This window comes from Klebsiella sp. A-Nf5 (assembly GCF_002810545.1).
GTDB lineage: Bacteria > Pseudomonadota > Gammaproteobacteria > Enterobacterales > Enterobacteriaceae > Klebsiella > Klebsiella variicola.
This window is the reverse complement of the sequence record NZ_PIOG01000159.1, coordinates 38,457-63,992: the sequence shown is the minus strand read 5'-3', so window position 1 is coordinate 63,992 and position 25,536 is coordinate 38,457. Positions and strand designations below refer to the sequence as shown.

Below are 25,536 nucleotides of genomic sequence, written 5' to 3'. Positions count from 1 at the left end.
TATTATTTTTCGCCTGACTATCAGGCGGATTCGCGCAGATTCTGTGCCGCTTGCACCATATTCGCCAGCGCGGCGCGGGTTTCCGGCCAGCCGCGAGTTTTCAGGCCACAGTCCGGGTTAACCCACAGCCGCTCCGCCGGGATACGCTGCGCGGCTTTTGCCAGCAACGCTTCGATCCACTCCACGCTCGGCACGTTCGGCGAGTGAATATCATATACCCCCGGCCCGATTTCATTGGGGTACTCAAACGCTTCGAACGACTCCAGCAGTTCCATATCGGAACGCGAGGTTTCAATGGTGATCACGTCGGCATCCAGCGCGGCAATGGAGTCCATGATGTCGTTGAACTCGCAATAGCACATGTGGGTGTGGATCTGAGTGTCGTCTTTGGCGACCGCAGCATTAAGGCGGAAGGCTTCCACACCCCACTGCAGATAGGCATCCCAGTCGCTGCGCTTCAGCGGTAACCCTTCGCGCAACGCCGGCTCATCAATCTGGATGATGCCGATCCCCGCCGCCTCCAGATCCGCCACTTCATCACGCAGCGCCAGCGCAATCTGTTTCGCGATGGTTTCACGGCTGACATCTTCCCGCGGGAAGGACCAGCACAGAATGGTCACCGGTCCAGTGAGCATCCCTTTCACCGGTTTGTCGGTCAGCGACTGCGCGTACTTCGCCCAGTCGACGGTGATCGCCTGCGGACGGCTGACGTCGCCGATCACCACAGGCGGTTTCACGCAGCGGGAACCATAGCTCTGTACCCAGCCGTTTTGCGTGAAGATGAAACCGTCCAGGTGTTCGCCGAAATACTCCACCATATCGTTACGCTCGGCTTCCCCGTGCACCAGTACGTCTAAACCTAACCGCTCCTGCTCCACAATCGCCTGCTTAATATGTTCCGCAATCCCGGTACGATAATGACTGGCATCCAGGTTGCCCTTTTTGAAGTCCAGGCGCAGGCCGCGGATCTCGGTCGTCTGCGGGAATGACCCGATAGTGGTGGTCGGCCATGCCGGCAGGTTAAAGCGTTGACGCTGTGCCTGAGCGCGAACTTCATAAGGGCTGGCGCGCTGGCTGTCCTGAGCGGTGATCGCCGCCAGCCGTTTTTCTACTTCCGCGTTGTGTACACGAGTCGAATGGCGACGGGCCTGGATGGGCGCGCTCCACTCGGTAATCGCCGCCGTATCGCCGCTGTTCAGCGCATCGCGCAGCAGCGCCAGCTCGCCGCATTTCTGCAACGCGAAGGCGAACCAGCTCTTCACTTCCGCATCAAGGCGCGTCTCCACGCTCAGATCGATCGGGCTATGCAGCAGAGAGCAGGATGACGCGACCCAGAGGTCGCGTTTACCGACGAGGTCTTTAATTTGCGCATACTTTTCGGTGAGATCGGCGCGCCAGACGTTGCGCCCATTGATCAGACCCGCGGACAGCAGCCAGTCGGCCGGCAGGCGGTTATGCAGTTCGGCGATATCATCTTTGCCGTGCACCAGATCGACGTGCAGCCCCTGGACCGGTAGCGCAGCAATGGTCGTGAGATTGTCGCTAATGCCTTCAAAATAGGTGGTCAGCAGCAGCTTCACCTGGCCCTGCAGGGCGTCATAAGCCGGTTTAAAGGCCTCCAGCCACGCTGGCGGCAGCTCCAGCACCAGCGCCGGTTCATCAATCTGCACCCACTCGATGCCACGCTTCGCCAGTTCGGCCAGCACCTGCTGGTAAACCGGCAGGATGTCATTCAGCAGGCTCAGACGGTCAAACGGTTCACCTTTCACTTTGCCCAGCCACAGGTACGTTACCGGCCCCAGCAGCACGGGCTTGATCTTGTGGCCCAGCGCCAGCGCTTCGTCTACTTCATCCAGCAGTTGGGTCCAGGTCAGTTTGAACTGCTGGCCCTTCACGAACTCCGGCACCATGTAGTGATAGTTGGTGTTAAACCATTTGGTCATTTCCGCAGCGGCGGCCGGTTCGCCAGTCGGCGCGCGGCCGCGGCCAATGCGGAACAGGGTGTCGATATCGATGGATCCGTCTTTGTTCTGATGACGAGCCGGCACGTTGCCCAGCAGCAGGCTGGTAGTCAGAACATGGTCGTACCAGGCGAAATCCCCCACCGGCAGCAGATCAACGCCCGCCTGTTTCTGCTGCTCCCAGTGCCGGGCGCGCAGCTCACGCCCCACAGCCAGAAGTTCTTCACGGGAGCTATTGCCCGCCCAGTAGCTCTCTTGCGCTTTCTTCAGCTCGCGACGCAGGCCAACGCGAGGAAAACCGAGGGTGTGGTTAATAATTGTCATGTGTTCTTCCTCTAATTAATTATTAATCCAAAGGATTTTGTATTTAGGGAAGGCGGCAAGTTTGCTCATCCCCAGGAGCTTACTGAAGTAAGTGACTGGGGTGAGCGAACGCAGCCAACGCACCATAAATTCAAAAGACGAAGGATTTTAGCCATCCAGATGTTTACACATCCATAATTGGCAGTTACTGTATATTCCTCAAGCGCAAATTGCTCATGGCGAAGTGAAGGACTTTCATGATCGAAATTAAACATCTGAAAACGCTGCAAGCGTTGCGGAACAGCGGTTCACTGGCGGGCGCGGCAGCGGCCCTGCACCAGACCCAGTCCGCCTTGTCTCACCAGTTCAGCGATCTGGAACAGCGCCTTGGCTTCCGTTTGTTTGTGCGTAAAAGCCAGCCACTACGTTTCACGCCGCAAGGGGAAATTCTTCTGCAGTTGGCCAATCAGGTGCTGCCGCAGATCGCTCGCGCCCTGCAGGACTGTAACGAACCGCAGCAGACCCGGCTGCGCCTGGCTATCGAATGTCACAGCTGCATTCAGTGGCTGACGCCGGCGCTGGAGAATTTCCGCGCCCGCTGGCCGCACGTGGAGGTCGACTTCCATTCCGGAGTGACCTTCGACCCGCAGCCTGCGCTGCAGCAGGGCGAACTGGATCTGGTGATGACCTCCGATATCCTGCCGCGCAGCGGTCTGCACTACTCGCCGATGTTTGATTATGAGGTGCGTCTGGTGCTGGCGCCCGAGCACCCGCTAGCCATGAAGACCCTGATTACGCCAGAGGACCTGGCCGCGGAAACGCTGCTGATTTATCCCGTGCAGCGCGGGCGCCTCGATATCTGGCGCCACTTCCTGCAGCCGGCCGGCATCAGTCCCCAGCTGAAAAGTGTCGATAACACGCTGTTATTGATCCAGATGGTGGCCGCAAGGATGGGCATCGCTGCGCTGCCGCACTGGGTGGTGGAAAGCTTTGAACGCCAGGGTCTGGTGGTCACCAAAACCCTGGGTGAGGGATTATGGAGCCGGCTGTACGCGGCCGTCCGCGATGGCGAACAGCGTCAACCGGTTACTGAAGCGTTTATTCGCTCTGCGCGGAACCACGCCTGCGATCATCTGCCGTTTGTCCGGAGTGCGGAGCGACCCAGCGGCGATGTACCCACAGCGAGGCCAGGATCACCAACGCTCCGCTAATAAAGCTCGGCCAGTGCGGCTGCTCCTGCCAGATGGCAAGGTTAACCAGTAGCCCGGCGGGGACATGGACGTTATTCATGATCCCCAGCGTGCCGGCATCTACCTGCGTGGCGCCATAGTTCCACATAAAGTAGCCCAGCCCTGAAGCCACCACGCCGAGCCACACCAGCACGCTCCACTGCAGCGTGGTGGTCGGCAGCTTCTGGGGGTTGCCCAGCATAAACCACGCCGCCACCGCCACGATAAAGGCCCCGACATAGAACCAGGCAAAGGCATTGTGCTGCGGCATCGGACGCACCTCCATCAGACGCTTATACCCCACCATACCGATGGCGAAGCAAAGATTTGACAGCTGTACCAGTAACAGCCCGGTCCAGAAATGATCGCTGACTTTGTCATAGCGGATAATCGCCGCCCCCAGCACCGCCAGCGCGGCGCTCAGCAGATAGCCCCAGCGCAGCTTACGCCCGCTGAGCAGGTCGTAGATCAGCGTGATATACAGCGGGGTAAATACGGTAAACAGCAGAAATTCCGAGACCGTCAGATAGAGATAGGCGCGGAAAGCCAGCAGATACATGATGCCAAGCTGCATCGCGCCCACCAGCATATAGAGCACGATCGTGCGCGGAGACTGGCCGCGCGTGCGCAGGAAAGGCAGGAACACCAGCGCCGCCAGGCCCACACGCATCAGCACCGAAAAATAGCTGTCGACGCTACCGGCCAGGTATTCGCCAATCAGGCTAAAAGAAAAGGCCCACAGGATAGTGGTGATAATTAACAGCGCCACAATGATCGTCTCGTTGGATAAAGAACAGGCATTGTAGCGAAGAGTTAAGTTGACGACTGAACACTAATTAGTCAGTCGTCAATCTTTTTCAGTCGAGGTATAGCTTACGCAGGTAGTGCGGGACCGCATCGTCGGCGTTGCTGCCGATTACTTCCAGTTCCGGATGCAGATCCTTCAGCCGCTGATGGGCATTGGCCATGATGCAACCCTTGCCGGCCATCGACAGCATCTCGGCGTCGTTCATGCCGTCGCCGAAGGCGATGCAATCGGAAAGACTGTAGCCAAGCATTTTCGCCACCGCCTCCAGCGCATGTCCCTTCGATACCCCACCCGCCATGACTTCCAGGCAGGTTAAGGTGGAGAAGCTGACGTTCACGCGATCGCCCCAGCGGGCGTTCATCGCCTGTTCAAGCGGCAGAAGATGCTCGTGATCCTCGCAGGTAAAGAACACTTTGCTGATCCCCTGCGGATCCAGTTCGCCCGGCTCATAAAGCTTGTAGTTAAACACCGCCTCCTTGAAGAAGCGCATCTCTTCCGGACGATGGCGGTTCATATACCACTCGTCTTCCCGATAGACGTTAGTGACGATTTTCGGGTCGTTACGCACGATCTCAAACAGGTCGGCGGCAATATCGCGGTCGAGGTTATGGGCGAAGATTTGCTGGCCATCGCTATCGTGAACGCGGGCACCGTTAGAGGTGATCATGTACGACCGGATGCCGAGATTATCGCGGATCTGCCCGACGTCGATGTAGTGACGGCCAGTGGCGAAGACGAAATTGATCCCACGAGCGGTCAGCAGCTTCAGCGTCTCTTTGGCATACGGGGTCAGGAAATGATCGGGGGAAAGCAGCGTGCCGTCTAAATCAGACGCAACAACCTGGTACATAAAAAAGTTAACCTCTAAGCAGGGCGACGAGCGTTATCGTCGGATTAAGTATGTCGATTGAAAAACTCGACGATGGCATTTAGCGCGACTGAGCGCATATCGTCCTTTTCAAAAAGGATCTCATGGTATGCCCCTTTGATGACGAGCGGCTTACCGCCCTCACAGGGATGGCCAGCAGTGGCCCGTAATTCACAATAGCGGTCGTGCATCAGATTATCGACCACCCGCTCCTCCTCCGCCTGCAAAAGCAGCGTCGGAGCCGTATCTTTCTCGACATTCGCCAATACTTCCTCGCCGGCAAGCATACCCTCACGCACCCAGTGCCAGGTAGGGCCGCCGACCTGCAGTCGCGGTTCATCGGCATAGAAGCGCAAGTTGCGACGATAGCGTTGTCGACTGTGCGTCAGCACGTTAACGGCAAAAGGCAGCGCCCGCCAGCGCCCGGTGCCGATGGCATACTCTTCACGAATGCGCTGATGGCCCTCAGCCCAGTCGAGAATATGGCGCACCATCCAGTCCGGAAGCCGAATGATAATTCCGAACATCGGCGCGCAGAGCGCAATCGCATCGCAATGCGCCTGGTAACGTTGCAGAAAAAGCGTGGCAATCGCCCCGCCCATAGAGTGAGCGAGGATAAACCGTTTTCGCCAGTGTCCGGGGACCACCTGCTGCTGCCAGAGCGCCGCCAGGTCATCGACATAGTCGCTGAAGTTAACGACGTGTCCGCGGTGGGTATCAGAGAGCAGGCGGCCCGAGCGTCCCTGGCCGCGATGGTCAATAATCATCACGTCAAAGCCGCTGTGAAAGAGATCGTAGGCGACTTCTGCATACTTCACGTAGCTTTCAATGCGCCCGGGGCAAATCAGCACCAGACGATCGTTATTTTGCGCGCAAAAGCGAACAAAGCGTACCGGTACATCATCGACGCCTTTAAATTCAGCCTCTTCGCGCTGTCGCCAGAAATCCGTCAGCGGCCCCATGCTAAAGGCCGCAAACGCGTTTTCTCGTGTTTCCCAGTCCTTTTTCTGCCCAAACATCGGGTTTACACCCCTGTTAACCGCTGAAAATCGTTTTTTTGCCGTGTATCACACAATGCTGACACAATAGCGTATTGTGGCATAAAAACAGACAATCAGGGAGTTTCTCATGACCATTGAGTGGTGGTTCGCCTACCTGCTGACATCAATCATTCTCAGCCTGTCGCCGGGTTCCGGCGCGATTAATACCATGACCACCTCCATTAACCACGGTTACCGCGGCGCGGCGGCGTCGATTGCCGGTTTGCAGACTGGTCTGGTTATTCATATCGTGCTGGTTGGCGTCGGTCTCGGCACCCTGTTCTCCCGCTCGGTGCTGGCCTTTGAAGTGCTGAAATGGGCCGGTGCAGCCTACCTGATCTGGCTGGGGATCCAGCAATGGCGGGCGGCTGGGGCCATCGACCTGAATACGCTGGCGAAGGCGCAGACGCGCGGCAAACTGTTCCAGCGCGCGGTGTTCGTGAATCTCACCAATCCCAAAAGCATTGTTTTTCTGGCCGCTCTGTTTCCACAGTTTATCCTGCCGCACCAGCCGCAGCTGATGCAGTATCTCGTTCTGGGTGTCACCACCATCGTCGTCGATATCATTGTGATGATTGGCTATGCGACCCTGGCGCAGCGCATTTCAGCGTGGATTAAAGGGCCAAAGCAGATGAAGGCACTGAACAAAGTCTTTGGTTCGCTGTTTATGCTGGTCGGGGCGCTGCTCGCCTCCGCCCGTCACGCCTGAATATAAGCTGGCGCAGCGCGTGCCGCAGCATGGAGGATTACTGATGACGCAGCCATTATGGAAATGACCGGTCTGGCTGAGGATGAGCTGCAGCGGCTTCGCCACTGACACTCTCTCCACCCGGGTTTGTCCGGGTGGAGGACCGCATACAGATTAACGCGAGATAATCAGGTGGATGCCGAAGCCCGCAAACAGCGTACCGGCGATACCATCGATCCACTTCGCCATCCGCTGATAGCCGCGGCGCATCCCCGGCAGGGCAAACAGGCTGGCAACCACCATAAACCAGGCCAGCGTCTCAACGATAATCAGCAGGAAAATACCCCAGCGCGCACCAGCGCCGACGCTGTCACCCACGAACAGCGAGAACACCGAGCCGAAATAGATAATCGCTTTCGGATTCGCCAGATTGGTCAGCAATCCCTTCACGAAGCTGCGTCCACTGCGGGCCAGCTCCACCTGCGGCTCCGCCGAGGCCACCGCCTCTTTTTTCAGCGCGCCGCGCAGCATCTGGTAGCCCATCCAGCACAGATACAGGCCGCCACCGACCATAATGATGTTATGCAGCCACGCCATCTGCGCGAGGATCAGGTTCAGGCCGAGCAGGGCAACACCCGCCCAGACCATCACGCCGCAGGTGATCCCCAGCACACCCATCATCGCCTCTCTGCGTGAGCGGCTGATGGCCGTTTGTGAGACAAAGAAAAAGTCCGGCCCCGGGCTCATCAGCGCAATGATATGCACCAGCGCCACGGTGAGGAAAAGCATCAGCATAGTTAACTCGCAGGAAAATAGTGAAGAGGGAAACTATTCTGGCACCTTTTCCCGCGGCTGACTACTCATCATCACCATCGACATGAGCACGTATCAATGCCATGAATTCTTTACCGAAACGCTCAAGTTTGCGCGTCCCCACGCCGTTGACGCTGAGCATCTCGCCGGCGGTGAGTGGCGACTGTTCCGCCATCTCGATCAGCGTCGCGTCGTTGAAGACCACGTATGGCGGGATATTCTCTTCGTCGGCGATCGCTTTACGCAATTTGCGCAGCTTGGCAAACAGCTTGCGGTCGTAATTGCCGCCAAAGGATTTCTGCATCGCCTTCGGCTTCAGCGCCACGATACGCGGCACGGCGAGCTGCAGCGGCACCTCGCCGCGCAGAACCGGTCGTGCGGCTTCGGTCAGCTGCAGTGCGGAGTGCTGAGCAATATTCTGCGTCACCAGCCCAAGATGAATCAGTTGGCGGATCACGCTCACCCAGTGTTCGTGGCTCTGCTCCCGGCCGATGCCGTAAACCGGCAGCTTATCGTGGCCCATGTCACGGATGCGCTGGTTGTTGGCCCCGCGCAGGACCTCCACCACGTAACCCATCCCGAAACGTTGATTCACCCGGTAAATCGTTGAAAGCGCCTTGCGTGCATCCATTAAGCCATCGTACTGCTTTGGCGGATCAAGACAGATATCGCAGTTGCCGCACGGCTCCTGGCGCCCTTCGCCAAAGTAGTTCAGTAGCACCAGACGACGACAGGTTTGCGCTTCGGCAAACGCCCCCATCGCATTCAGCTTATGCCGCTCGATATCCTGCAGCGGCCCGGCGGGCTTTTCTTCCAGACAGCGGCGCAGCCACGCCATATCCGCCGGATCATAAAACAGCATCGCTTCCGCCGGCAGGCCATCACGCCCGGCGCGGCCGGTTTCCTGATAGTAGGATTCAATATTGCGCGGGATATCGAAGTGCACCACAAAACGGACGTTCGGCTTGTTGATGCCCATCCCGAAGGCCACCGTCGCCACCACGATCTGCAGATCGTCACGCTGGAATTTCTCCTGCACGTCGGCGCGGACGGCGTTTTCCAGACCAGCATGGTAAGCCGCTGCGCTGATGCCGCGGCTCTGCAAACGCGCTGCGGTATCTTCCACTTTCGAGCGGCTGTTGCAGTAGATGATGCCCGATTTGCCGCGCTGATCCTGAACGTAGCGCATCAGTTGATCGAGCGGTTTGAATTTCTCCATCAGCATATAGCGGATGTTCGGCCGGTCGAAGCTGCTGACCTGAATCAGCGGATCGTTAAGCCCGAGCAGACGGACGATATCACGGCGGGTGGTGTCATCGGCGGTGGCGGTCAATGCCATAAACGGGATCTGCGGCATCCGCTGGCGCAGCTGGCCCAGCGCGGCATATTCCGGGCGGAAATCATGGCCCCACTGGGAGATACAGTGCGCTTCGTCTACCGCCAGCATCGCCAGGTTCCAGTTCGCCAGATGCTCAAGAAAGTTATCCAGCATCAACCGTTCCGGCGCGATATACAGCAGACGAACCTGCCCGCTGCGACAGCCGGCCATCACTTCCTGCTGCTGCTCACGGCTTTGCGTCGAGTTCAGACAAGCCGCCGCCACGCCGTTGGCAAGCAGTTGATCGACCTGGTCCTTCATCAGCGAGATCAGCGGCGAGACCACCACCGTCAAACCGCCCATGACCAGCGCCGGCACCTGATAGCACAGCGACTTGCCGCCACCGGTCGGCATGACCACCAGGCAGTCCCGGCCCTCAAGCACCGTCTCGATAATCGTTTCCTGGCCAGGACGGAACTGCTGGTAGCCGAAGGTCTCTTGTAAAACCTGCTTCGCCAGCGATTCCTGATTTAATACTTCCGCCTGTGCCACGTTGACCCCATTTGCCTGAAAAGAAAACAGGCGCTATTTTCAGCGCCTGTGAGCCAGAGTGCAACGATTAAAACAGATCGTTGAGCATTAGCCCGACGCCGACGCGCGTTTGATTAAAGTTGTAGTCGATAAGCGATTCGCCGTAACCGCTGTAGATCTGCGTATAGGCGCGAACATGTTTGGTAATGGGATAGCTCACGCCGAGCTCCGCCCCGCCATAGCCGGTGTTCCAGTTATATTGCCCCTGCGCGCTGAGGATCGCCTCGCCCAGCTGGTAGCCCACCTTCAGCCGGTAATAGCCCATATATTTGGTGATATCCGGGTTATCATCGGTGTTGCCCACCACATACCAGGGCTTCACTTCCACCAGCCAGTTGCCGTTTTGCGCCATCAGGCGGGCGTAAAGCCGGTTCCAGCTGCGCGAGGTAGGGTCGGAACGACCATTCGAGTCGTGGTTATACCCCATCTCGATGTCGCGCAGCGTCCAGCCGGCAAACCGATAGTCAGTCGCAAAGCCCAAAAACAGCTGTGGTTCGTAATTAGTTTCGCGAAACGGCGCCGACTCTTTGCTGTTGGAAAGCTGCCACCAGGATTTCTGGGTGTACGATGCGCCGAGCAGCGAATTATCGCCCAGGATGCCACGCCACAGCGGGAACGCCAGACTCAGCTGAAATTTCACTTCATCTTTACGGGCGTTTTCGGCCCAGTCATAGCTGCGGATCGCCTCTTTATTGAGGTCGCTGGTCCATGTTTAGAGCAGATAGTTGCTCTCATAAGGATAGAGCAGGAAAGGATTATCATGGTCCTGGAGCAGGTTGGCGATAATGCTGCCGCGCACGGCAGGTTTGTCGTGAACCGACGCATCCTGCGCCATAACACCGGCCGGTAGCGCGCACAGCGCCACCAGGCTGGCCAAAGAGATACGCATGCTGGTCTCCTGATAAATAGTTTTTATTTTTGTTTAACCCAAAGCCATTCTACCTGTTTATTAATCACCTGCCCCTTAATCCGCTCCGAAAGTGGAAATCAATATTTTAGAAGCATAAAATCAACATTTTGTTAACGAATGGAACCGGTGTTATGTCTGAACTTACTGCCGAAGCAGCGCTGAAACTGGTGGGGGAGATTTTCGTCTATCACATGCCGTTTAACCGCGCCCTCGGCCTCGAACTGGATCGCTATGAAAAAGCGTTTGCCCAGCTCAGCTTTAATAACCAGCCGATGATGGTCGGCAACTGGGCGCAGAGTATTTTGCATGGCGGAGTGATCGCCTCCGCGCTGGACGTCGCCGCTGGTCTGGTCTGCGTCGGTAGCACCCTCACCCGCCATGACACCATCAACGAAGAAGAGCTGCGTCAGCGCCTCTCCCGCATGGGAACCATCGACCTGCGCGTGGACTACCTGCGTCCGGGCCGCGGCGAACGGTTTACCGCCACCAGCAGCCTGCTGCGCGCCGGCAATAAAGTGGCGGTAGCCCGCGTGGAACTGCATAACGAAGCTCAGGTCTATATTGCCAGCGCTACGGCCACCTATATGGTGGGTTGATTGGCCAAAATCGAGTAACATCACTCTCTTTGGCAATGGATTTTACCGATGGATGCGAAACAGACGCGGTTAGGGATCATTCTGGCCCTCGCCGCCTACTTTATATGGGGTATCGCGCCAGCGTACTTCAAACTTATCTACTATGTTCCCGCCGATGAAATTCTGACCCATCGCGTGATCTGGTCCTTCTTCTTCATGGTGGCGCTCATCAGCGTCAGCCGCCAGTGGCTGCAGGTGAAAAAGCTGCTGAAGACGCCGCGCAAGATCTTCCTGCTGGCGCTCTCTGCGGTGCTGGTCGGCGGCAACTGGCTGCTCTTCATCTGGGCGGTGAATAACCACCATATGCTGGAAGCCAGCCTCGGCTACTTTATTAACCCGCTGGTGAACATTCTGTTAGGCATGATTTTCCTCGGCGAACGCTTCCGTCGCCTGCAGTGGCTGGCGGTGATCCTCGCCTTTTGCGGCGTGCTGGTGCAGCTGTGGACCTTTGGTTCTCTGCCGATAATCGGCCTTGGACTGGCCTTCAGCTTTGCCTTTTACGGCCTGGTGCGGAAGAAAATTGCTGTCGACGCGCAGACCGGTATGTTGGTGGAAACACTGTGGCTTCTGCCGGTGGCGGCAATCTGGCTGTTCGGCATCACCGATAGCCCGACCAGCCATATGGGGGAAAACCCCTGGTCGCTCAATCTACTGCTGATGGCCGCGGGCGTGGTAACCACCATTCCCCTGCTGTGCTTCACCGGCGCGGCAACCCGCCTGCGCCTGTCGACGCTGGGTTTCTTCCAGTACATCGGTCCGACACTGATGTTCCTGCTGGCGGTGACGTTCTACGGCGAAGTGCCGGGCAAGGATAAAATGGTGACCTTTGGCTTTATCTGGGTCGCGCTGGCGGTGTTTATCGTCGATGCGCTGTATACCCAGCGCCGGCTGCGCAGAGGCTAAGCCTCCCTCAGTCAGTAAAAAAGGGAGCCGACGCTCCCTTTTTTTACAGCCAGTTTTTACGCTTGAAGTAGAGATACGGCGCCAGGCCGGCCAGCATCATAAAGACGATCGCCCCCGGGTAGCCGAAGCTCCAGTGCAGCTCCGGCATAAATTCAAAGTTCATCCCGTAGCTGGACGCCACCAGGGTCGGCGGCAGGAACACCACCGACACCACCGAGAAGATCTTGATGATGCGGTTCTGCTCGATATTGATGAAACCCATCGCCGCCTGCATCAGGAAGTTCACCTTCTGGAACAGCGATTCGTTGTGCGGCAGCAGGGATTCGATATCGCGCAGGATCTCCCGCGCCTGCTCCAGCTGGCCTGCCGGCAGGCGCGCCTTACGCACGAGGAAGTTCAGCGCGCGCTGGGTATCCATCAGACAGAGGCGCACCTTCCAGCCGATATCTTCCAGTTCCGCCAGCGTCGACAGCGCTTCGTCGTACTCGTCGCCCTGATGGCCTTCCATAATCACGCGGCTCAGCTTTTCCAGGTCGCTGTAGATGTTTTCAATTTCATCCGCCAGCTGCTCGATTTTGGTTTCGAACAGGTCGAGTAGCAGTTCATAGGCGTTACCGTCGACCAGCGTCTGGTTACGCACGCGCATACGGTACAAGCGGAAAGCGGGCAGTTCGCGCTCGCGCAGCGTGAACAGGCGGCCTTCGCGGATGGTAAACGCCACGGTAGAGTTGCCAGCGTGATCTTCGGCATCTTCAAAAAAGAAGAAGGAGTGGATGTGTAACCCATCTTCATCTTCAAAGAAACGCGCGGAGGCTTCGATATCTTCCAGTTCCGGGCGCGTCGCCAGGTTCTGACCCAGTTCCGTCTGCACGCGGCTTCGCTCATCGTCGTCAGGCTCGACCAGATCGACCCACACCGAGCTGGCGAGGTGCTTGATCTCATCGGCTTCCAGGCGCGTTAAACGATTGTTTTCCAGTTGAAATGCGCTCAGCATGACCGGGACTCCCAATGCAAAAAAATTATCGGACAGTTCGGTGGGCACACAGAAACAAATTGGGTTTCAGACCATTAAGCCTGACTCAGCGCGACGGGAATGGGGCAGGTCGCTGACAACCGCTAAGGCTATCAGCATAAGAGGATAGCCTTAGGAGTTGTTCCTGAATGACAGGAAGTTGAGCCAGCATCTACTGGGTGTGTCCAAGGCGAATGTCCTCTTAGCGTAATCGTGCGCGCATGTTACGCCAGCGCAAAATCGGCGTCAACACGCAACGGAACGCGAAAGCGCAAATCAGGCGCCTTAACGTATAAAGGTAGCAGATTATTACAAAATAATGATATTTTTCTTAATGTTACACTTCCTCAAGCCGTGCGTAAGCCGCCACCAGCCATTTGATTCCCTGGCCCTGAAAAGCCACCTGCAGCCGGCTGTGCTCGCCGCTGCCTTCGAGGTTGACAATAGTGCCTTCGCCAAACTTCGGATGACGCACCCGCTGACCTAACTTGTAGCCGGTATCGCTCTCGGCAATTGGCGCGCCCAGCCGCTGATGGTTTACCGGGCGGCTCACCGTAGCCCGCAGACGCACTTCTTCTACGCACTCCTGCGGCAACTCCCCGATAAAGCGCGACGGACGGTGATAAACCTCTTTGCCGTACAGACGGCGGGTTTCGGCGTAAGTCAGCGTCAGCTTCTGCATGGCGCGCGTTACGCCAACGTAGGCCAGACGACGCTCTTCTTCCAGACGGCCACCTTCATCAAGCGCCATCTGGCTCGGGAACATCCCTTCTTCGACGCCGACGATAAACACCTGCGGGAACTCCAGCCCTTTCGCCGAGTGCAGGGTCATCAGTTGAACCGCGTCCTGCCAGGTATCCGCCTGCCCTTCGCCCGCCTCCAGCGCGGCGTGGGAGAGGAACGCCTGCAGCGGCATCAGGTCTTCATCTTCTTCGTTGTAGCTGAACTGGCGCGTCGCCGTCACCAGTTCCTCTAAGTTTTCAATACGGGTCTGGCCCTTCTCGCCTTTCTCCTGCTCATACATCGCGCGCAGCCCGGAGTCTTTAATCACCCGATCGGTCTGGACATGTAGCGGCATATCGGCGGTCTCCTGCGCCAGGGCGTCAATCAACTCCATAAAGCGTTGCAGAGCGCTGGCGGCACGGCCAGCCAGCACTTTCTCTTTCAGCAGCTCGCGGCAGGCCTGCCATAGCGTCAGCTGACGATCGCGCGACGTCTGGCGCACCACGTCGAGCGTGCGATCGCCGATGCCGCGAGTCGGCGTATTGACCACCCGCTCAAACGCTGCATCGTCGTTACGGTTGGCAATCAGGCGCAGATAAGAGAGTGCATCTTTGATTTCCTGACGTTCGAAGAAGCGCATACCGCCGTAGATACGATACGGCATGCTGGCCTGCAGCAGCGCTTCTTCCAGCACGCGCGACTGGGCGTTACTGCGATAGAGAATGGCGCATTGCTCCAGCGCACCGCCGTTCTCCTGCCAGGTTTTAATTCGGTTCACCACGAAGCGCGCTTCATCGAGATCGTTGAAGGCGCAGTACAGCGAAATCGGCTCGCCGTCGGCGCCGTCGGTCCACAGTTTCTTGCCCAGGCGCCCGTTGTTGTTTTCAATCAGGGCGTTGGCAGCACTAAGAATATTGCTGGTTGAACGATAGTTCTGCTCCAGGCGAATAGTTTCCGCGCCGGGGAAGTCGTTGAGGAAGCGCTGAATGTTCTCAACCTGCGCACCGCGCCAGCCGTAAATCGACTGGTCATCATCGCCGACGATCATCACCTTGCCGGTATCGCCCGCCAGCAGGCGGATCCAGGCGTACTGGATGTTGTTGGTGTCCTGGAATTCATCGACGAGGATATTGGTGAAACGCTCACGGTAGTGCTGCAGGATATGCGGCTTGTTCAGCCATAGCTCGTGCGCACGCAGCAGCAGCTCAGCGAAATCCACCAGCCCGGCGCGGTCGCAGGCTTCCTGGTAGGCCTGATAGACCTTCTGCCAGGTCTGCTCCACCGGGTTGCCGTAGCTCTGAATGTGATGCGGGCGCAGCCCTTCATCTTTCTGGCTGTTGATGTACCACATCGCCTGACGCGGCGGCCATTGTTTCTCGTCCAGGTTCATCGCCTTAATCAGACGCTTCAGCAGACGCAGCTGGTCTTCGCTATCGAGGATTTGGAAATCCTGCGGTAGATTGGCGTCCAGATGGTGCGCACGCAGCAGGCGGTGCGCCAGGCCGTGGAAGGTGCCCACCCACATGCCGCCCTGGGTAGTGCCCATCAGCTGGCCGATACGGTGGCGCATTTCCGCCGCCGCTTTGTTGGTAAAGGTCACCGCCATAATTGAGTACGGCGAGCAGTTCTCCACGCTCAGCAGCCAGGCGATACGGTGCACCAGAACGCGCGTCTTGCCACTGCCCGCCCCTGCCAGAACCAGCATATTGGTGCGCGAAGCGGCTACGGCTTCACGCTGTTTGTCATTAAGGCTGTCGAGCAGGTAAGAAACGTCCATTGGCACCGCCGGAAGAGAAGGGGTTCCACGAACCCCTGTTAATATATACAGAGTGACTGGTGATTATATCAGCGAGGTCAGAGATGCCAACCGTGAAATTTCAATATGCGGCAGCAGGCGGCTGTCCGCGGTGTGCATCAGGTCCGCGCCTTGCGGTTTGATCCAGCAGGCCTGCATCCCGCAGCGCAGCGAACCGGCAACGTCGGTCGTCAGATCATCGCCGACGTGCAGAATGTGCCCGAGCGGTAAATCCAGACGCTCCGCCGCCAGGTGGTACATATCGGCAAATGGCTTGGAACGACCATCCGGACCGGCACGCAACACGAAGCGGAAATAGTCGCTCAGGCCGAACAGCTCCGGGCGGGCGTTACCATTGGTGATGGCCACCAGCGGCCACTTCTGTGCCAGCTTCGCCAGCGTATCGTGGGTCTCCTGCGGAACATCGACCCGACTGCGCCAGTGCGCGAAGTTTTCCATCGCCGCCTCAGCGCCCGCTTTCGCCGCTTCGGCGGAGAGTCCGGCGTTACGCATCCCTAACTCCAGCGCGCGGTGGCGCCAGAGAGTGACGTCGTGGTAGATCTCAGGCTCGGAAGCCAGCAGCGTCTGGCGCAGCTGGTTAAGCTCATGGGCGTCAAACTGGCTGAGCGACGGATGGTAATTGCGCACAAAGGCCAGCGATTCGTGCATCGTCCGGTCAATCACCGGGCGGTTATCATAAAGGGTGTCGTCCAGGTCAAACGTCAGCGCGGAGATCGGGCCCAGAGGTCGGTAAAAACGCATTATTTCCCCCGTTTAGCGCGCGGATGCGCGGCATCGTACACCGAGGCAAGGTGTTGAAAGTCAAGATGGGTATAGATTTGAGTGGTGGAGAGGTTAGCATGGCCCAGCAGCTCCTGCACGCCGCGCAGATCGCCGCTGGACTCCAGCATATGGGTGGCAAAGGAGTGGCGCAGCTTGTGCGGGTGCACATGGCTGTTCAGCCCCTGTTTAATCCCCCACTCGGCAAACCGCTTCTGCACGTTACGAGCCGAAATGCGCTTACCCAGCTTCGACAAAAACAGCGCGTCGTCGTCAGTGCCGAACAGGCCGCGCAAATCCAGCCAGTGCTCAATCCACGCCACCGCGTTGCGACCGATCGGCAAACGACGTTCTTTGCTGCCTTTGCCCATCACCCAAACCTCTCCACTTTCAAGGTCGAGGTGCTTAATATCAAGGTTGACCAACTCGGACAGACGCAGACCTGCGCCGTACATCACTTCCAGCATCGCCCGGTCGCGCACCGCGAGTGGGTCGTTGAGGTCGATATCCAGCAGCCGATTGACGTCATCGACGTCAATATTTTTCGGCAAGTGGCGGGGAATTTTCGGCGCCGCAATCCCCTTCGCTGGGTTCGCGGCCAGCTCGCCCTGACTGACCATCCAGTCAAAGAAACTGCGCAGGGCGGAAAGCCGCAGCGCCAGGCTCGCCGGGCCTAAACCCGCACGGCGGCTGCGAACCGCAAAGCTACGCACCTGAGCGGCATCGCACTGCTGCCAGCTTTTCAGCCCAGCCTCATCCGCCAGGGCGATCAACGCGTCCAGCTGACGCTGGTAGTTAGTCAGCGTAATCGGGCTAAGCTGACGCTCAACGCCGAGATAGCGCAGGAAGCGGTCGACGCAGGCGAACAGCGGAGAGTCGGTCATGCGCGTTCAATCCAGCGCTCCAGCAGGCCAGGGAGCATCTGCGCAATTTCCTGCAGCAACTGCGTCCCCTGCCCTGACTGATAATGCTGCGCATCGCGGCTGCTAAAGAGCATCACGCCCGGAGCGTTATCACCGCCCAGCATCGACATCGCCACGGATCCAATGGCCTTCGCTTCCGGTAGCACCACCAGCAGCTCCGGACCGTTCAGCGGCCCAAGATAGTGGCGCGCCTGGCCCAGACGTTGAATACGGATCGGCTCAAACGCCTGCCGGTTTAACGCCAGATGGGTAAACTTCGATGGCGCGCCGAGGCGCCAGCTGTCAGGGAACAGGCGCACCGTAGCGCCGGCCAGCCCCAGCTCGCGAGCCCAGCGATGAAGGCGGTTGAGCATATCGTCGAGGCTCTCCGCAGCCGCCAGCCGCGTTTGTAGCTGCAGCAGGCGCTGGAACAGGCTTTCATTGGTGACCGCCTGCTCCATCAGCAGCGACATATTCTCTTCCAGCACATGAATATGGTTACGCGCCCGCATCATGTGCCACTCCACCAGCGAAATCGAACCGCGGACCGGATGCGGGACGCGGATATGTTCGACCTGGGCGGCATTACGAATAAAAAATTCAGGATGTTGCAACAGATAGTCCACCACCGCACGATCGTTCAACGCGCTGGCAACCTCCTGCTGTTCTTCCCCGATTGGTTTCATAAATGAATAAATCCATCATAGACATGGGCCGCCGGGCCGGTCATAAACAGCGGCTGGCCCGGGCCTTTCCAGGCGATATCAAGACGACCGCCGGGTAATTCCACACGTACTGTTTCAGCCAGCAGCCCCTGCTGGATCCCCACCGCCACCGCGGCGCAGGCGCCGCTGCCGCAGGCCTGGGTTTCACCCGCCCCGCGCTCGTAGACGCGCAGACGGATATGGGACCGGCCGACCACCTGCATAAAGCCGATATTGGCGCGCTCCGGAAAACGCTCGTGGCTTTCCATCACCGGGCCCAGCGTTTCCACGGCCGCCGTATCCACGTCATCCACCTGGATGACGCAGTGCGGGTTCCCCATGGAAACCACGCCGCACAATACTGTCTGCTCGGCGGCACGCATGATATAGGTCTTTTCCGCTTTGTTGGCGCGGAACGGCACCTGGGACGGCTCAAAGTTGGGCTCGCCCATATTCACCCGCACCAGATCGTCTTCCGTTACGCTTAATACCATACGCCCGTTGGCCGTACTCACGCGGATATCACGTTTATTGGTCAGGCCTTTCAGCCGGACAAAGCGGGCAAAACAGCGCGCGCCGTTGCCGCACTGCGACACTTCGCTGCCGTCGGCGTTAAAGATCCGGTAATGGAAATCCAGATCGGGATCGTAGGGCGGCTCGACGACCAACAATTGATCGAACCCGACGCCAAGGTGGCGATCCGCCAGGCGGCGAATCAGCTCCGGCGAGAAAAAAACATTCTGCGTTACCGCGTCAACGACCATAAAATCGTTGCCAAGGCCATGCATTTTAGAGAACTGCATCATCTACTCCAGTTGCGCGGAACAGAACGTTATCGTTAGTAATTGACCTGGCTCGGACCACCGGTATCGCCACGATCGTTACGATCCGGCGTTGCGCTCTGAATGCCTGGGTTAACCGGTTTGGTCGGCGGCGGCGCGGTTTTGTCCGCCGGCGGGAAATAAAGAGGCCCTTTCAGACCGCAGCCGGTCAGGCTGAAGATCGCAAACAAAACGGCAAGCGTAGGAAAAACGTTTTTCATTGATAGTTGCCCGTGATTCATTCTTTCTGCTTTCTATCATCGCAGGAGAAGACGTAAAAGCAAGCGTTTAGCATCCGACTGCGCGCGCTTTTGTTTCGCGCTATGCTGCCGCCATCTTCAAAAAAGCAGGCTATACCCGTTATAATTCAAGCTGCATGTACGTTGGCTTTCCTCGCTCGCCCCAGTCACTTACTGGAGTAAGCTCCTGGGACTCCCTGCGTCGCCGCCTTCCTGCAACTCGAATTATTTAGGGTATATAACCATGAACGACAGTGAATTCCATCGCCTGGCCGATAGCCTGTGGATGACCATCGAAGAACGTCTGGACGACTGGGACGGCGACAGCGACATCGACTGCGAAATCAACGGCGGCGTACTGACCATCAGCTTTGAAAACGGCAGCAAAATTATTATTAACCGTCAGGAGCCGCTGCACCAGGTGTGGCTGGCCACCAAACAGGGCGGCTATCACTTCGATCTCAAAGGCGACGAGTGGATCTGCGATCGTAGCGGCGAGACCTTCTGGGATTTGCTGGAGCAGGCGGCGAGCAATCAGGCCGGTGAGACGGTGAGCTTCCGTTAATGACGTGTTTCCCGGATGGCGGCGCTTCGCGCCTTATCCGGGCTACCTGACGACATAGAACCGTAGCCCTGCTAAGCGCAGCGCCAGCAGGGCATATCTCCGGATAGCGGCTCACGCCTTATCCGGGCCAAATCTACGAGTAGCGCTGCTGCAGTACCGGCGAGGCGGTAACGTCCTGGCTGGTGGGTATCGCAGCGGCAATCGCCTGGGTGCGGAATGGGATCACCTGGGTGCGCCCGTCTACCTCGACAATCTGATAGAACTGCGGCAGGTTGAAGTTGATAAAGCTGGAGCCGTAGGTGAAACGATCGTGCGATGATGAATAGAAGCGGCTGACGTCGCGCACCAGCTCCTCTTTGCTGCCCTCGCAGTGGTGATACACCTCCGCGCGGTTGCTCTCATCAAGAATATAGATGTTAAAGCCGCTGTCATTGTTATCCGCGTCTTCAAAGAAGAACTGAATAATCCCTTCGCTGGCGAAGCCGTCCACTACCGCCGGCAGCTTAACGTGATTGGTTTCCACCTGTACCGACAGGCCATGAAGCTTGTTGTGCGAGATAGCGCCGTAGAACTCAATGGCGTTTTCCAGCTTCTGCACCGAAACGTTAAGACGCTCGAAGAACAGCCCCCAGGTCTGGCCGGAGACGCGCAGCGCTTTGAAGCGCCCGGTATCCTGGCGGGTACTGGAGAGACGCAGTTCGATGCATTCGGAGATCATCTGCTGCACGCGGGTACGGATCAGGCCGCGCAGGTGCTGGCTATAGCAGAACACCTCCACGCTGTCCGGCGGCGCGGCGTCCTGATGCATTTTGCCGAGAATCGTCTTCAGCGCTTCGATCATCGCCTGCTCGCCGTTAAAGTGCAGCGTACGCACTTCGTTCCACGAGTTGCGATACAGCAGGTCGACGCTGCCGATCAGGCATTTTTGCTCTTCGCCAAAGCTGAAAACATCCAGCTTACGGAAATCGAAGTGCACCACCTGGTTGCGGAAAGCCGCGGTCGGGTCATATTCGAGGTTGACGATAATCGCCAGATGGCGGATTTCGCACGGGCTGTACAGCGCTTTTGGCGTCGGCGCCGGCAGGCGCAGTGGGAAATGGTGCGACACGTCGGCCACCATCTCCTGCAGCTTCGCCAGATCGACGATGCCGTTGCCCTTAATAAACAGGCGGGTGCGTGAGGTCAGCAGGCCGTTAAACCAGGCCCAGGCCACCAGCTTATTAAGATAACGGTTATATTCCAGCGGCTGATGGCTGATGATCGATTCCATATCCGGCGCGCGGTTATACAGATACCAACCGGTACGGTTGGCGCGGCCCGGCGGCACGTGGATAAAGGTCAGGTTCGGTTCCGACAGATCCGGCGAAATTTGCGGGTTCACCAGCGTCACTTTCCCCGGCAGCGCTTCAAAAGCCGCATACAGCTTACGCGTCAGCACGCCAATATCCTGCGGACTGGCGGAGACGCTAAGGTTATTGCGCCGCGCGAAGCGGATCAGATTACGATAGCTCTGCATCATGGCGTCGAGCAGTTCGTTGTGCGCCTTGCGCACTTCATCGATTTTCCAGTTGGCGCGATTGTCGAGCATCATTAGACGCTTTTCGTCCCAGCCCCAGGCATTCACCAGCTGGCTGACGACTTCGCGACGCCAGCCGACACAGGCGCGTTCGCGGCTGAGTTTTTCACAGACTTTCAGATAGAAGCAGCGGCGCACCAGGTCGAGGCGGGTTTCATCTTCGATGGCCTGCAGATAGGTAGTCACGCGCTCCAGCATCATGCAGTACGGGTCGAGGCCGAAGGAGACAATCTCGCCGTCGTGTAGACGCTGTTTGATATCTTTCGCCAACAGGCGGTTATTGGGATATTCCCAGGAGTAGGCTTCCAGCAGCAGCGTTTTCAGCACTGCTTTATAGGGGGAGTCGATACTCTTATACAGCTGCCACAGGCTGGCGCCGAAGTACTCTTCCGCCGACAGTGAACTGAGGCCGCCGAGATCGAGCCATTCGTTAGGCGTCAGCACGCCCTGGGCATACAGCCCCATGACGTAATCATCGTAATGCTCTTCTTCATCGCACGGCACCATATTCCACAGAATACGCTTGCCGGCGAGACGCACCGCGGTGCGATAGAACTCATCGAGCAACAGGATATGCTGAGTCGAACCGCAGTCTTCGCCGCCGAGGCTACCACTTTCATTATGACGGAAGCGGTTTTCGTCGATCAGGAAGAAGCTGACTTCCACGCCGAGCGATGCCGCCCAGCTCTCAAGCAGGCTGCATTTTCGCTGCAGCAGCTGGCGCTCTTCGCTATCCAGCCAGGCCTGGTGACATACCCAGATATCAAGATCGGAAGAACAGCTTTGACCAACGGAGGAAGTACTGCCCATCGAGTAGACGCCGGTGATCGGCAACTCGCCTTTCGGCGGCTCCTGGGTCTGCATGCCGCGATGCAGTTCCAGTTCTTCAAGATAGTGGCGTTGGGTTTCATCAGGCGTGTAGAGGCAAATGCCACGGGGAACGTTACCGTCAAGGTAACCCGGCATCAGCGGGTGATGATAATGTAGTAACGTTGGCAGTAGACTGTAAACCTGCTGGAAAGCGGGTCCCATGGCAGCAAGCGCGCGATCCACGCGCAATTGGTTGATGGCATCCAGTCTCTGTTTCAGTGTCTCAATATAGAGGTACAAGACATATCGCCTGATGTTCAAAAACCCGAAGTACAATAGTACGGAGGATTTCAGTATTTCAACAAAAACCGTCACCATTCGTCGTCGGTGTGGTTGTGATGAGCAGCGGACGGACAAATGGTTTAAAACGTGATCAATTTAACACCTTGCTCATTGACCGTAAAGAAAGATGCGCTACATACAAGTGTAGCACCGTTTATTACCTGTAAATTCCTCACTACGCCTCCGGCAACCGCCACGCGCATGAAAGGTTAAAAAAGAGTCGGCCGGAGCCATCTCCCACATAAACCGTGAAAACTAACATCCGTAAGACAACAATGTTAGGATGGATAGTGGTCGACAATGACGGTAACAAGCATGTTAGACAAAGTTTTGAAAATTGCCACACGGCAAAGCCCGCTTGCCCTATGGCAGGCGCAGTATGTTAAAGCACGCCTGGAACAAGCGCATCCTGGACTGAACGTCGAGCTGGTGCCGATGGTCACGCGCGGTGATGTCATCCTTGATACGCCCCTGGCAAAAGTGGGCGGCAAGGGCTTATTTGTGAAAGAGTTAGAGCTCGCCATGCTCGAAGGGCGGGCCGATATCGCCGTCCATTCGATGAAAGATGTCCCGGTGGAATTCCCTGAGGGGCTGGGGTTGGTCACCATCTGCGAGCGCGACGATCCGCGCGACGCGTTTGTTTCCAATCACTATGCCTCAATTGACGAACTGCCGGCTGGCAGCATCGTTGGCACGTCAAGTTTACGTCGCCAGTGCCAACTCGCCGCCGAACGCCCCGATCTGGTGATCCGCTCCCTGCGCGGCAACGTTGGCACCCGATTGGGCAAACTCGATAACGGCGAGTATGACGCCATTATCCTTGCCGCCGCCGGGCTGAAGCGCCTGCAACTGGAGGCGCGAATTCGCCAACCGCTGTCGCCTGAGCAATCCCTGCCGGCCGTCGGCCAGGGCGCGGTGGGTATCGAATGCCGTCTTGACGATGCATGGACCCAGGCGCTGTTAGCGCCCCTCAACCATGCGGAAACCGCGGTACGCGTGCGCGCCGAACGGGCGATGAACACCCGCCTCGAAGGCGGTTGTCAGGTGCCAATTGGCAGCTATGCGGAACTCGTCAACGGCGAACTGTGGCTGCGGGCGCTGGTTGGCGCCCCGGATGGTTCGCAGATGGTACGCGGCGAACGGCGCGGGCCAGCAGAGCAGGCCGAAGCGCTCGGCATCTCGCTGGCGGAAGAGCTCCTGGATAACGGCGCCCGCGACATTCTCGCGGCAGTTTATGATGGAGAAGCCCCACGATGAGCATCCTGGTCACTCGTCCACTCCCGCAAGGGGAAGCGCTGGTCAGCCGTCTGCGGGCCATGGGACGCGTGGCCTGGAGCTTTCCGCTGATAGAATTTACGCCTGGCCGGGAGCTTCCCGTGCTGGGCGACCATCTTGCCCATCTGGGGTCCGACGACCTGCTGTTTGCGCTATCCCAGCATGCGGTGGAATTCGCCCATGCCCGTCTGCAGCAGCAGGGCCTGCCCTGGCCCACTTCTCCGCACTATTTTGCCATTGGCCGAACGACGGCGCTGGCCTTGCATACGGTCAGCGGGCAGCACATCCGTTATCCGTTAGATCGGGAAATTAGCGAAGTCTTGCTACAATTACCTGAATTACAAAACATTGCCGGGAAAAATGCGCTGATCTTACGCGGCAATGGTGGGCGGGAACTCTTAGGCGCCACGCTGGCTGAACGCGGCGCCAGGGTCACATTTTGTGAATGTTATCAACGTAGTGCAAAACATTACGATGGCGCAGAAGAAGCGATGCGCTGGCAGTCTCGCGGGGTCACCACGCTGGTGGTCACCAGCGGCGAGATGCTGCAGCAGCTGTGGTCGCTGATACCGCAATGGTATCGCGAACAGTGGCTCCTGCACTGCCGCCTTGTCGTTGTCAGCGAACGTCTGGCCCTTCAGGCCCGGGAACTGGGCTGGCAGGAGATTCAGGTTGCCGATAACGCTGACAACGATGCGCTGCTACGCGCATTACAATAACTCTCAACATTGGAAGCCATAATGACGGAACAACAAAATCAATCCGCCGTGGTTGAAGAGACCAGGGAGGCCGTGGAAACCACACCACAGCCAGAAAACAATGATAAGAACAAGGCTGGCAACAAAACCAGCCTGGCGCTCAGTGCGATCGCTATCGCCATTGCGATAGCCGCCGGCATCGGCCTGTATGGCCTGAACAAACAGCAGGTCACGCGGCAAAACGCAACCACGTCTGAGTTATCAAGCCAGCTTGCGGCACTGCAAAAAGCGCAGGATAGCCAAAAGAGCGAACTGGAAGGCATTATCAAACAGCAGGCCGACCAGCTGAGCCAGGCCAAACACGAGCAGGAAACCCTGACTAAACAGCTTGATGAGTTGCAGCAGAAAGTCGCCGTGATCTCCGGCAGCGATGCCAAAACCTGGCTGCTGGCCCAGGCCGACTTCCTCGTCAAGCTGGCGGGACGTAAGCTGTGGAGCGATCAGGATGTCACCACCGCCGCCGCGCTGCTGAAAAGCGCCGACGCCAGCCTCGCCGACATGAACGACCCCAGCCTGATCGGCGCCCGCCGGGCCATCACCGATGATATCGCCACCCTCTCCGCAGTGAGTCAGGTGGATTACGACGGCATTATTCTCAAGGTTAATCAGCTGGCAAACCAAATCGACAACCTGCGGCTGGCCGATAATAACGATGACGATTCGCCGATGGATTCTGATAGCGATGAGCTCTCCAGCTCTATCAGCGAATGGCGCGTCAATCTGCAGAAAAGCTGGCAGAACTTTATGGACAGCTTTATCACCGTGCGCCGCCGTGATGAAACGGCAGTCCCGCTGCTGGCGCCGAATCAGGATATCTACCTGCGGGAAAATATTCGCTCCCGCCTGCTGGTCGCCGCGCAAGCGGTGCCGCGCCATCAGGAAGAGACCTGGAAACAGTCACTGGATAACGTCTCGACCTGGGTACGCGCCTACTACGATACCGATGACGCGACCACCAAAGCCTTCCTCGACGAGGTGGATAAACTCAGTCAGCAAAGCATTACCATGACGGTACCGGAAACGCTGCAGAGCCAGGCGTTGCTGGAAAAACTGATGCAGACCCGGGTGCGCAACCTGATGGCGCAGCCCGCCGTCACCGCGAGCAGTGCGCCCTCACCCGCGCCTGCTGCACCGGCCGCCCCTGCTGCGCCGCAAGGAGAGTAACTC

Annotated in this window: 23 protein-coding genes and 2 pseudogenes; 9 read left to right on the top strand and 16 right to left on the bottom strand. The window is 57.9% G+C overall.

Going from position 1 to position 25,536, the window contains the following annotated elements:
* Positions 1–20: 20 nt before the first annotated feature.
* Positions 21–2,285 carry a 5-methyltetrahydropteroyltriglutamate--homocysteine S-methyltransferase gene (gene metE, locus CWM53_RS16785; protein WP_100676575.1) on the bottom strand — a complete coding sequence of 755 codons (2,265 nt, stop codon included), beginning with the start codon at positions 2,283–2,285 and terminating at the stop codon, positions 21–23.
* Between the two features lie 236 nt (positions 2,286–2,521).
* Between metE and metR the strand changes: the two genes are divergently transcribed.
* Entirely contained in the window at positions 2,522–3,475 is a 954-nt protein-coding gene (gene metR, locus CWM53_RS16780) for an HTH-type transcriptional regulator MetR (protein ID WP_071839141.1), read from the top strand.
* On the opposite strand, the gene CWM53_RS16775 is transcribed toward metR, so the two are convergent.
* From CWM53_RS16775 to pldB, 3 genes are all read right to left on the bottom strand, one after another.
* Positions 3,363–4,262 carry a carboxylate/amino acid/amine transporter gene (locus CWM53_RS16775; RefSeq protein ID WP_012969187.1) on the bottom strand — a complete coding sequence of 300 codons (900 nt, stop codon included), beginning with the start codon at positions 4,260–4,262 and terminating at the stop codon, positions 3,363–3,365. The genes metR and CWM53_RS16775 overlap by 113 nt on opposite strands.
* 88 nt (positions 4,263–4,350) lie before the next feature.
* Complete coding sequence (gene yigL, locus CWM53_RS16770) at positions 4,351–5,151, bottom strand: sugar/pyridoxal phosphate phosphatase YigL (RefSeq protein WP_017899394.1); 801 nt, start codon at positions 5,149–5,151, stop codon at positions 4,351–4,353.
* Positions 5,152–5,195: 44 nt separating this feature from the next.
* Entirely contained in the window at positions 5,196–6,188 is a 993-nt protein-coding gene (pldB, locus tag CWM53_RS16765; protein WP_061156182.1) for a lysophospholipase L2, read from the bottom strand.
* A 109-nt stretch (positions 6,189–6,297) separates the two neighbouring features.
* Between pldB and rhtB the strand changes: the two genes are divergently transcribed.
* Together rhtB and CWM53_RS32400 are read left to right on the top strand one after the other, a co-directional pair.
* Positions 6,298–6,918, top strand: coding sequence for a homoserine/homoserine lactone efflux protein (rhtB, locus tag CWM53_RS16760; RefSeq protein ID WP_074387406.1), 621 nt, complete (start codon positions 6,298–6,300; stop codon positions 6,916–6,918).
* 33 nt (positions 6,919–6,951) lie between these two features.
* Positions 6,952–7,026 (top strand): annotated as a pseudogene (locus CWM53_RS32400) (hypothetical protein); the annotation flags it as partial.
* A gap of 45 nt (positions 7,027–7,071) precedes the next feature.
* Here CWM53_RS32400 and rhtC read toward each other — a convergent pair.
* From rhtC to pldA, 3 genes and pseudogenes are all read right to left on the bottom strand, one after another.
* Positions 7,072–7,692 (bottom strand): threonine export protein RhtC, encoded by a 621-nt coding sequence (gene rhtC, locus CWM53_RS16755; protein ID WP_061156184.1) that lies wholly within the window; start codon positions 7,690–7,692, stop codon positions 7,072–7,074.
* 61 nt (positions 7,693–7,753) lie between these two features.
* Positions 7,754–9,580: an ATP-dependent DNA helicase RecQ gene (gene recQ / locus CWM53_RS16750; protein ID WP_012543233.1), complete on the bottom strand. Its 1,827-nt coding sequence runs from the start codon at positions 9,578–9,580 to the stop codon at positions 7,754–7,756.
* Positions 9,581–9,647: 67 nt separating this feature from the next.
* Positions 9,648–10,508, bottom strand: a pseudogene (pldA, locus tag CWM53_RS16745) (phospholipase A).
* A 152-nt stretch (positions 10,509–10,660) separates the two neighbouring features.
* Here pldA and yigI point away from each other — a divergent pair.
* Positions 10,661–11,125 carry an acyl-CoA thioesterase YigI gene (yigI, locus tag CWM53_RS16740; RefSeq protein WP_061156187.1) on the top strand — a complete coding sequence of 155 codons (465 nt, stop codon included), beginning with the start codon at positions 10,661–10,663 and terminating at the stop codon, positions 11,123–11,125.
* A 48-nt stretch (positions 11,126–11,173) separates the two neighbouring features.
* A complete protein-coding gene (gene rarD, locus CWM53_RS16735; RefSeq protein ID WP_074387407.1) occupies positions 11,174–12,067 on the top strand; it encodes an EamA family transporter RarD in 894 nt (297 codons plus the stop codon).
* Positions 12,068–12,110: 43 nt separating this feature from the next.
* Here the strand turns inward: rarD and corA are convergent, their stop codons facing one another.
* The 8 genes from corA to lptM form a co-directional block, all read right to left on the bottom strand.
* A complete protein-coding gene (corA, locus tag CWM53_RS16730; protein ID WP_012543234.1) occupies positions 12,111–13,061 on the bottom strand; it encodes a magnesium/cobalt transporter CorA in 951 nt (316 codons plus the stop codon).
* Positions 13,062–13,211: 150 nt separating this feature from the next.
* Complete coding sequence (gene ysgD / locus CWM53_RS32395) at positions 13,212–13,268, bottom strand: YsgD/CorL family protein (RefSeq protein WP_349815745.1); 57 nt, start codon at positions 13,266–13,268, stop codon at positions 13,212–13,214.
* 148 nt (positions 13,269–13,416) lie between these two features.
* Positions 13,417–15,579, bottom strand: coding sequence for a DNA helicase II (gene uvrD / locus CWM53_RS16725; RefSeq protein WP_087805325.1), 2,163 nt, complete (start codon positions 15,577–15,579; stop codon positions 13,417–13,419).
* A gap of 63 nt (positions 15,580–15,642) precedes the next feature.
* Positions 15,643–16,359, bottom strand: a complete 717-nt coding sequence (yigB, locus tag CWM53_RS16720; RefSeq protein WP_074387409.1) for a 5-amino-6-(5-phospho-D-ribitylamino)uracil phosphatase YigB — start codon at positions 16,357–16,359, stop codon at positions 15,643–15,645.
* Positions 16,359–17,261: a tyrosine recombinase XerC gene (gene xerC, locus CWM53_RS16715; RefSeq protein ID WP_012543237.1), complete on the bottom strand. Its 903-nt coding sequence runs from the start codon at positions 17,259–17,261 to the stop codon at positions 16,359–16,361. The genes yigB and xerC overlap by 1 nt, the downstream gene beginning before the upstream one ends.
* Positions 17,258–17,965: a DUF484 domain-containing protein gene (locus tag CWM53_RS16710; RefSeq protein ID WP_061156191.1), complete on the bottom strand. Its 708-nt coding sequence runs from the start codon at positions 17,963–17,965 to the stop codon at positions 17,258–17,260. Before CWM53_RS16710 ends, xerC begins: the two co-directional genes overlap by 4 nt.
* Positions 17,962–18,786: a diaminopimelate epimerase gene (gene dapF / locus CWM53_RS16705; protein ID WP_002883394.1), complete on the bottom strand. Its 825-nt coding sequence runs from the start codon at positions 18,784–18,786 to the stop codon at positions 17,962–17,964. Before dapF ends, CWM53_RS16710 begins: the two co-directional genes overlap by 4 nt.
* 35 nt (positions 18,787–18,821) lie before the next feature.
* Positions 18,822–19,025 (bottom strand): LPS translocon maturation chaperone LptM, encoded by a 204-nt coding sequence (gene lptM, locus CWM53_RS16700; RefSeq protein ID WP_002883392.1) that lies wholly within the window; start codon positions 19,023–19,025, stop codon positions 18,822–18,824.
* Positions 19,026–19,287: 262 nt separating this feature from the next.
* Between lptM and cyaY the strand changes: the two genes are divergently transcribed.
* A complete protein-coding gene (cyaY, locus tag CWM53_RS16695; protein ID WP_061156192.1) occupies positions 19,288–19,608 on the top strand; it encodes an iron donor protein CyaY in 321 nt (106 codons plus the stop codon).
* Between the two features lie 133 nt (positions 19,609–19,741).
* Here cyaY and cyaA read toward each other — a convergent pair whose 3' ends face one another.
* On the bottom strand, positions 19,742–22,294 hold the full coding sequence (gene cyaA, locus CWM53_RS16690; protein WP_002883383.1) for a class I adenylate cyclase: 2,553 nt from the start codon (positions 22,292–22,294) through the stop codon (positions 19,742–19,744).
* A gap of 357 nt (positions 22,295–22,651) precedes the next feature.
* Here cyaA and hemC point away from each other — a divergent pair, with 357 nt between their 5' ends.
* The 3 genes from hemC to hemX are packed head-to-tail and all read left to right on the top strand — an operon-like array spanning position 22,652 to position 25,533.
* Positions 22,652–23,593, top strand: a complete 942-nt coding sequence (hemC, locus tag CWM53_RS16685; protein WP_061156193.1) for a hydroxymethylbilane synthase — start codon at positions 22,652–22,654, stop codon at positions 23,591–23,593.
* Positions 23,590–24,330, top strand: coding sequence for a uroporphyrinogen-III synthase (gene hemD / locus CWM53_RS16680; RefSeq protein ID WP_008807954.1), 741 nt, complete (start codon positions 23,590–23,592; stop codon positions 24,328–24,330). Before hemC ends, hemD begins: the two co-directional genes overlap by 4 nt.
* Positions 24,331–24,351: 21 nt before the next feature.
* A complete protein-coding gene (gene hemX, locus CWM53_RS16675) occupies positions 24,352–25,533 on the top strand; it encodes a uroporphyrinogen-III C-methyltransferase (protein WP_100730501.1) in 1,182 nt (393 codons plus the stop codon).
* Positions 25,534–25,536: the final 3 nt, after the last annotated feature.

Coding starts and splice junctions, on each gene's coding strand:
- metE (WP_100676575.1), bottom strand. CDS start 2,285: ATGACAATTATTAACCACACCCTCGGTTTTCCTCGCGTTGGCCTGCGT.
- metR (WP_071839141.1), top strand. CDS start 2,522: ATGATCGAAATTAAACATCTGAAAACGCTGCAAGCGTTGCGGAACAGC.
- yigL (WP_017899394.1), bottom strand. CDS start 5,151: ATGTACCAGGTTGTTGCGTCTGATTTAGACGGCACGCTGCTTTCCCCC.
- pldB (WP_061156182.1), bottom strand. CDS start 6,188: ATGTTTGGGCAGAAAAAGGACTGGGAAACACGAGAAAACGCGTTTGCG.
- rhtB (WP_074387406.1), top strand. CDS start 6,298: ATGACCATTGAGTGGTGGTTCGCCTACCTGCTGACATCAATCATTCTC.
- rhtC (WP_061156184.1), bottom strand. CDS start 7,692: ATGCTGATGCTTTTCCTCACCGTGGCGCTGGTGCATATCATTGCGCTG.
- yigI (WP_061156187.1), top strand. CDS start 10,661: ATGTCTGAACTTACTGCCGAAGCAGCGCTGAAACTGGTGGGGGAGATT.
- rarD (WP_074387407.1), top strand. CDS start 11,174: ATGGATGCGAAACAGACGCGGTTAGGGATCATTCTGGCCCTCGCCGCC.
- corA (WP_012543234.1), bottom strand. CDS start 13,061: ATGCTGAGCGCATTTCAACTGGAAAACAATCGTTTAACGCGCCTGGAA.
- uvrD (WP_087805325.1), bottom strand. CDS start 15,579: ATGGACGTTTCTTACCTGCTCGACAGCCTTAATGACAAACAGCGTGAA.
- yigB (WP_074387409.1), bottom strand. CDS start 16,359: ATGCGTTTTTACCGACCTCTGGGCCCGATCTCCGCGCTGACGTTTGAC.
- xerC (WP_012543237.1), bottom strand. CDS start 17,261: ATGACCGACTCTCCGCTGTTCGCCTGCGTCGACCGCTTCCTGCGCTAT.
- CWM53_RS16710 (WP_061156191.1), bottom strand. CDS start 17,965: ATGAAACCAATCGGGGAAGAACAGCAGGAGGTTGCCAGCGCGTTGAAC.
- dapF (WP_002883394.1), bottom strand. CDS start 18,786: ATGCAGTTCTCTAAAATGCATGGCCTTGGCAACGATTTTATGGTCGTT.
- lptM (WP_002883392.1), bottom strand. CDS start 19,025: ATGAAAAACGTTTTTCCTACGCTTGCCGTTTTGTTTGCGATCTTCAGC.
- cyaY (WP_061156192.1), top strand. CDS start 19,288: ATGAACGACAGTGAATTCCATCGCCTGGCCGATAGCCTGTGGATGACC.
- hemC (WP_061156193.1), top strand. CDS start 22,652: ATGTTAGACAAAGTTTTGAAAATTGCCACACGGCAAAGCCCGCTTGCC.
- hemD (WP_008807954.1), top strand. CDS start 23,590: ATGAGCATCCTGGTCACTCGTCCACTCCCGCAAGGGGAAGCGCTGGTC.
- hemX (WP_100730501.1), top strand. CDS start 24,352: ATGACGGAACAACAAAATCAATCCGCCGTGGTTGAAGAGACCAGGGAG.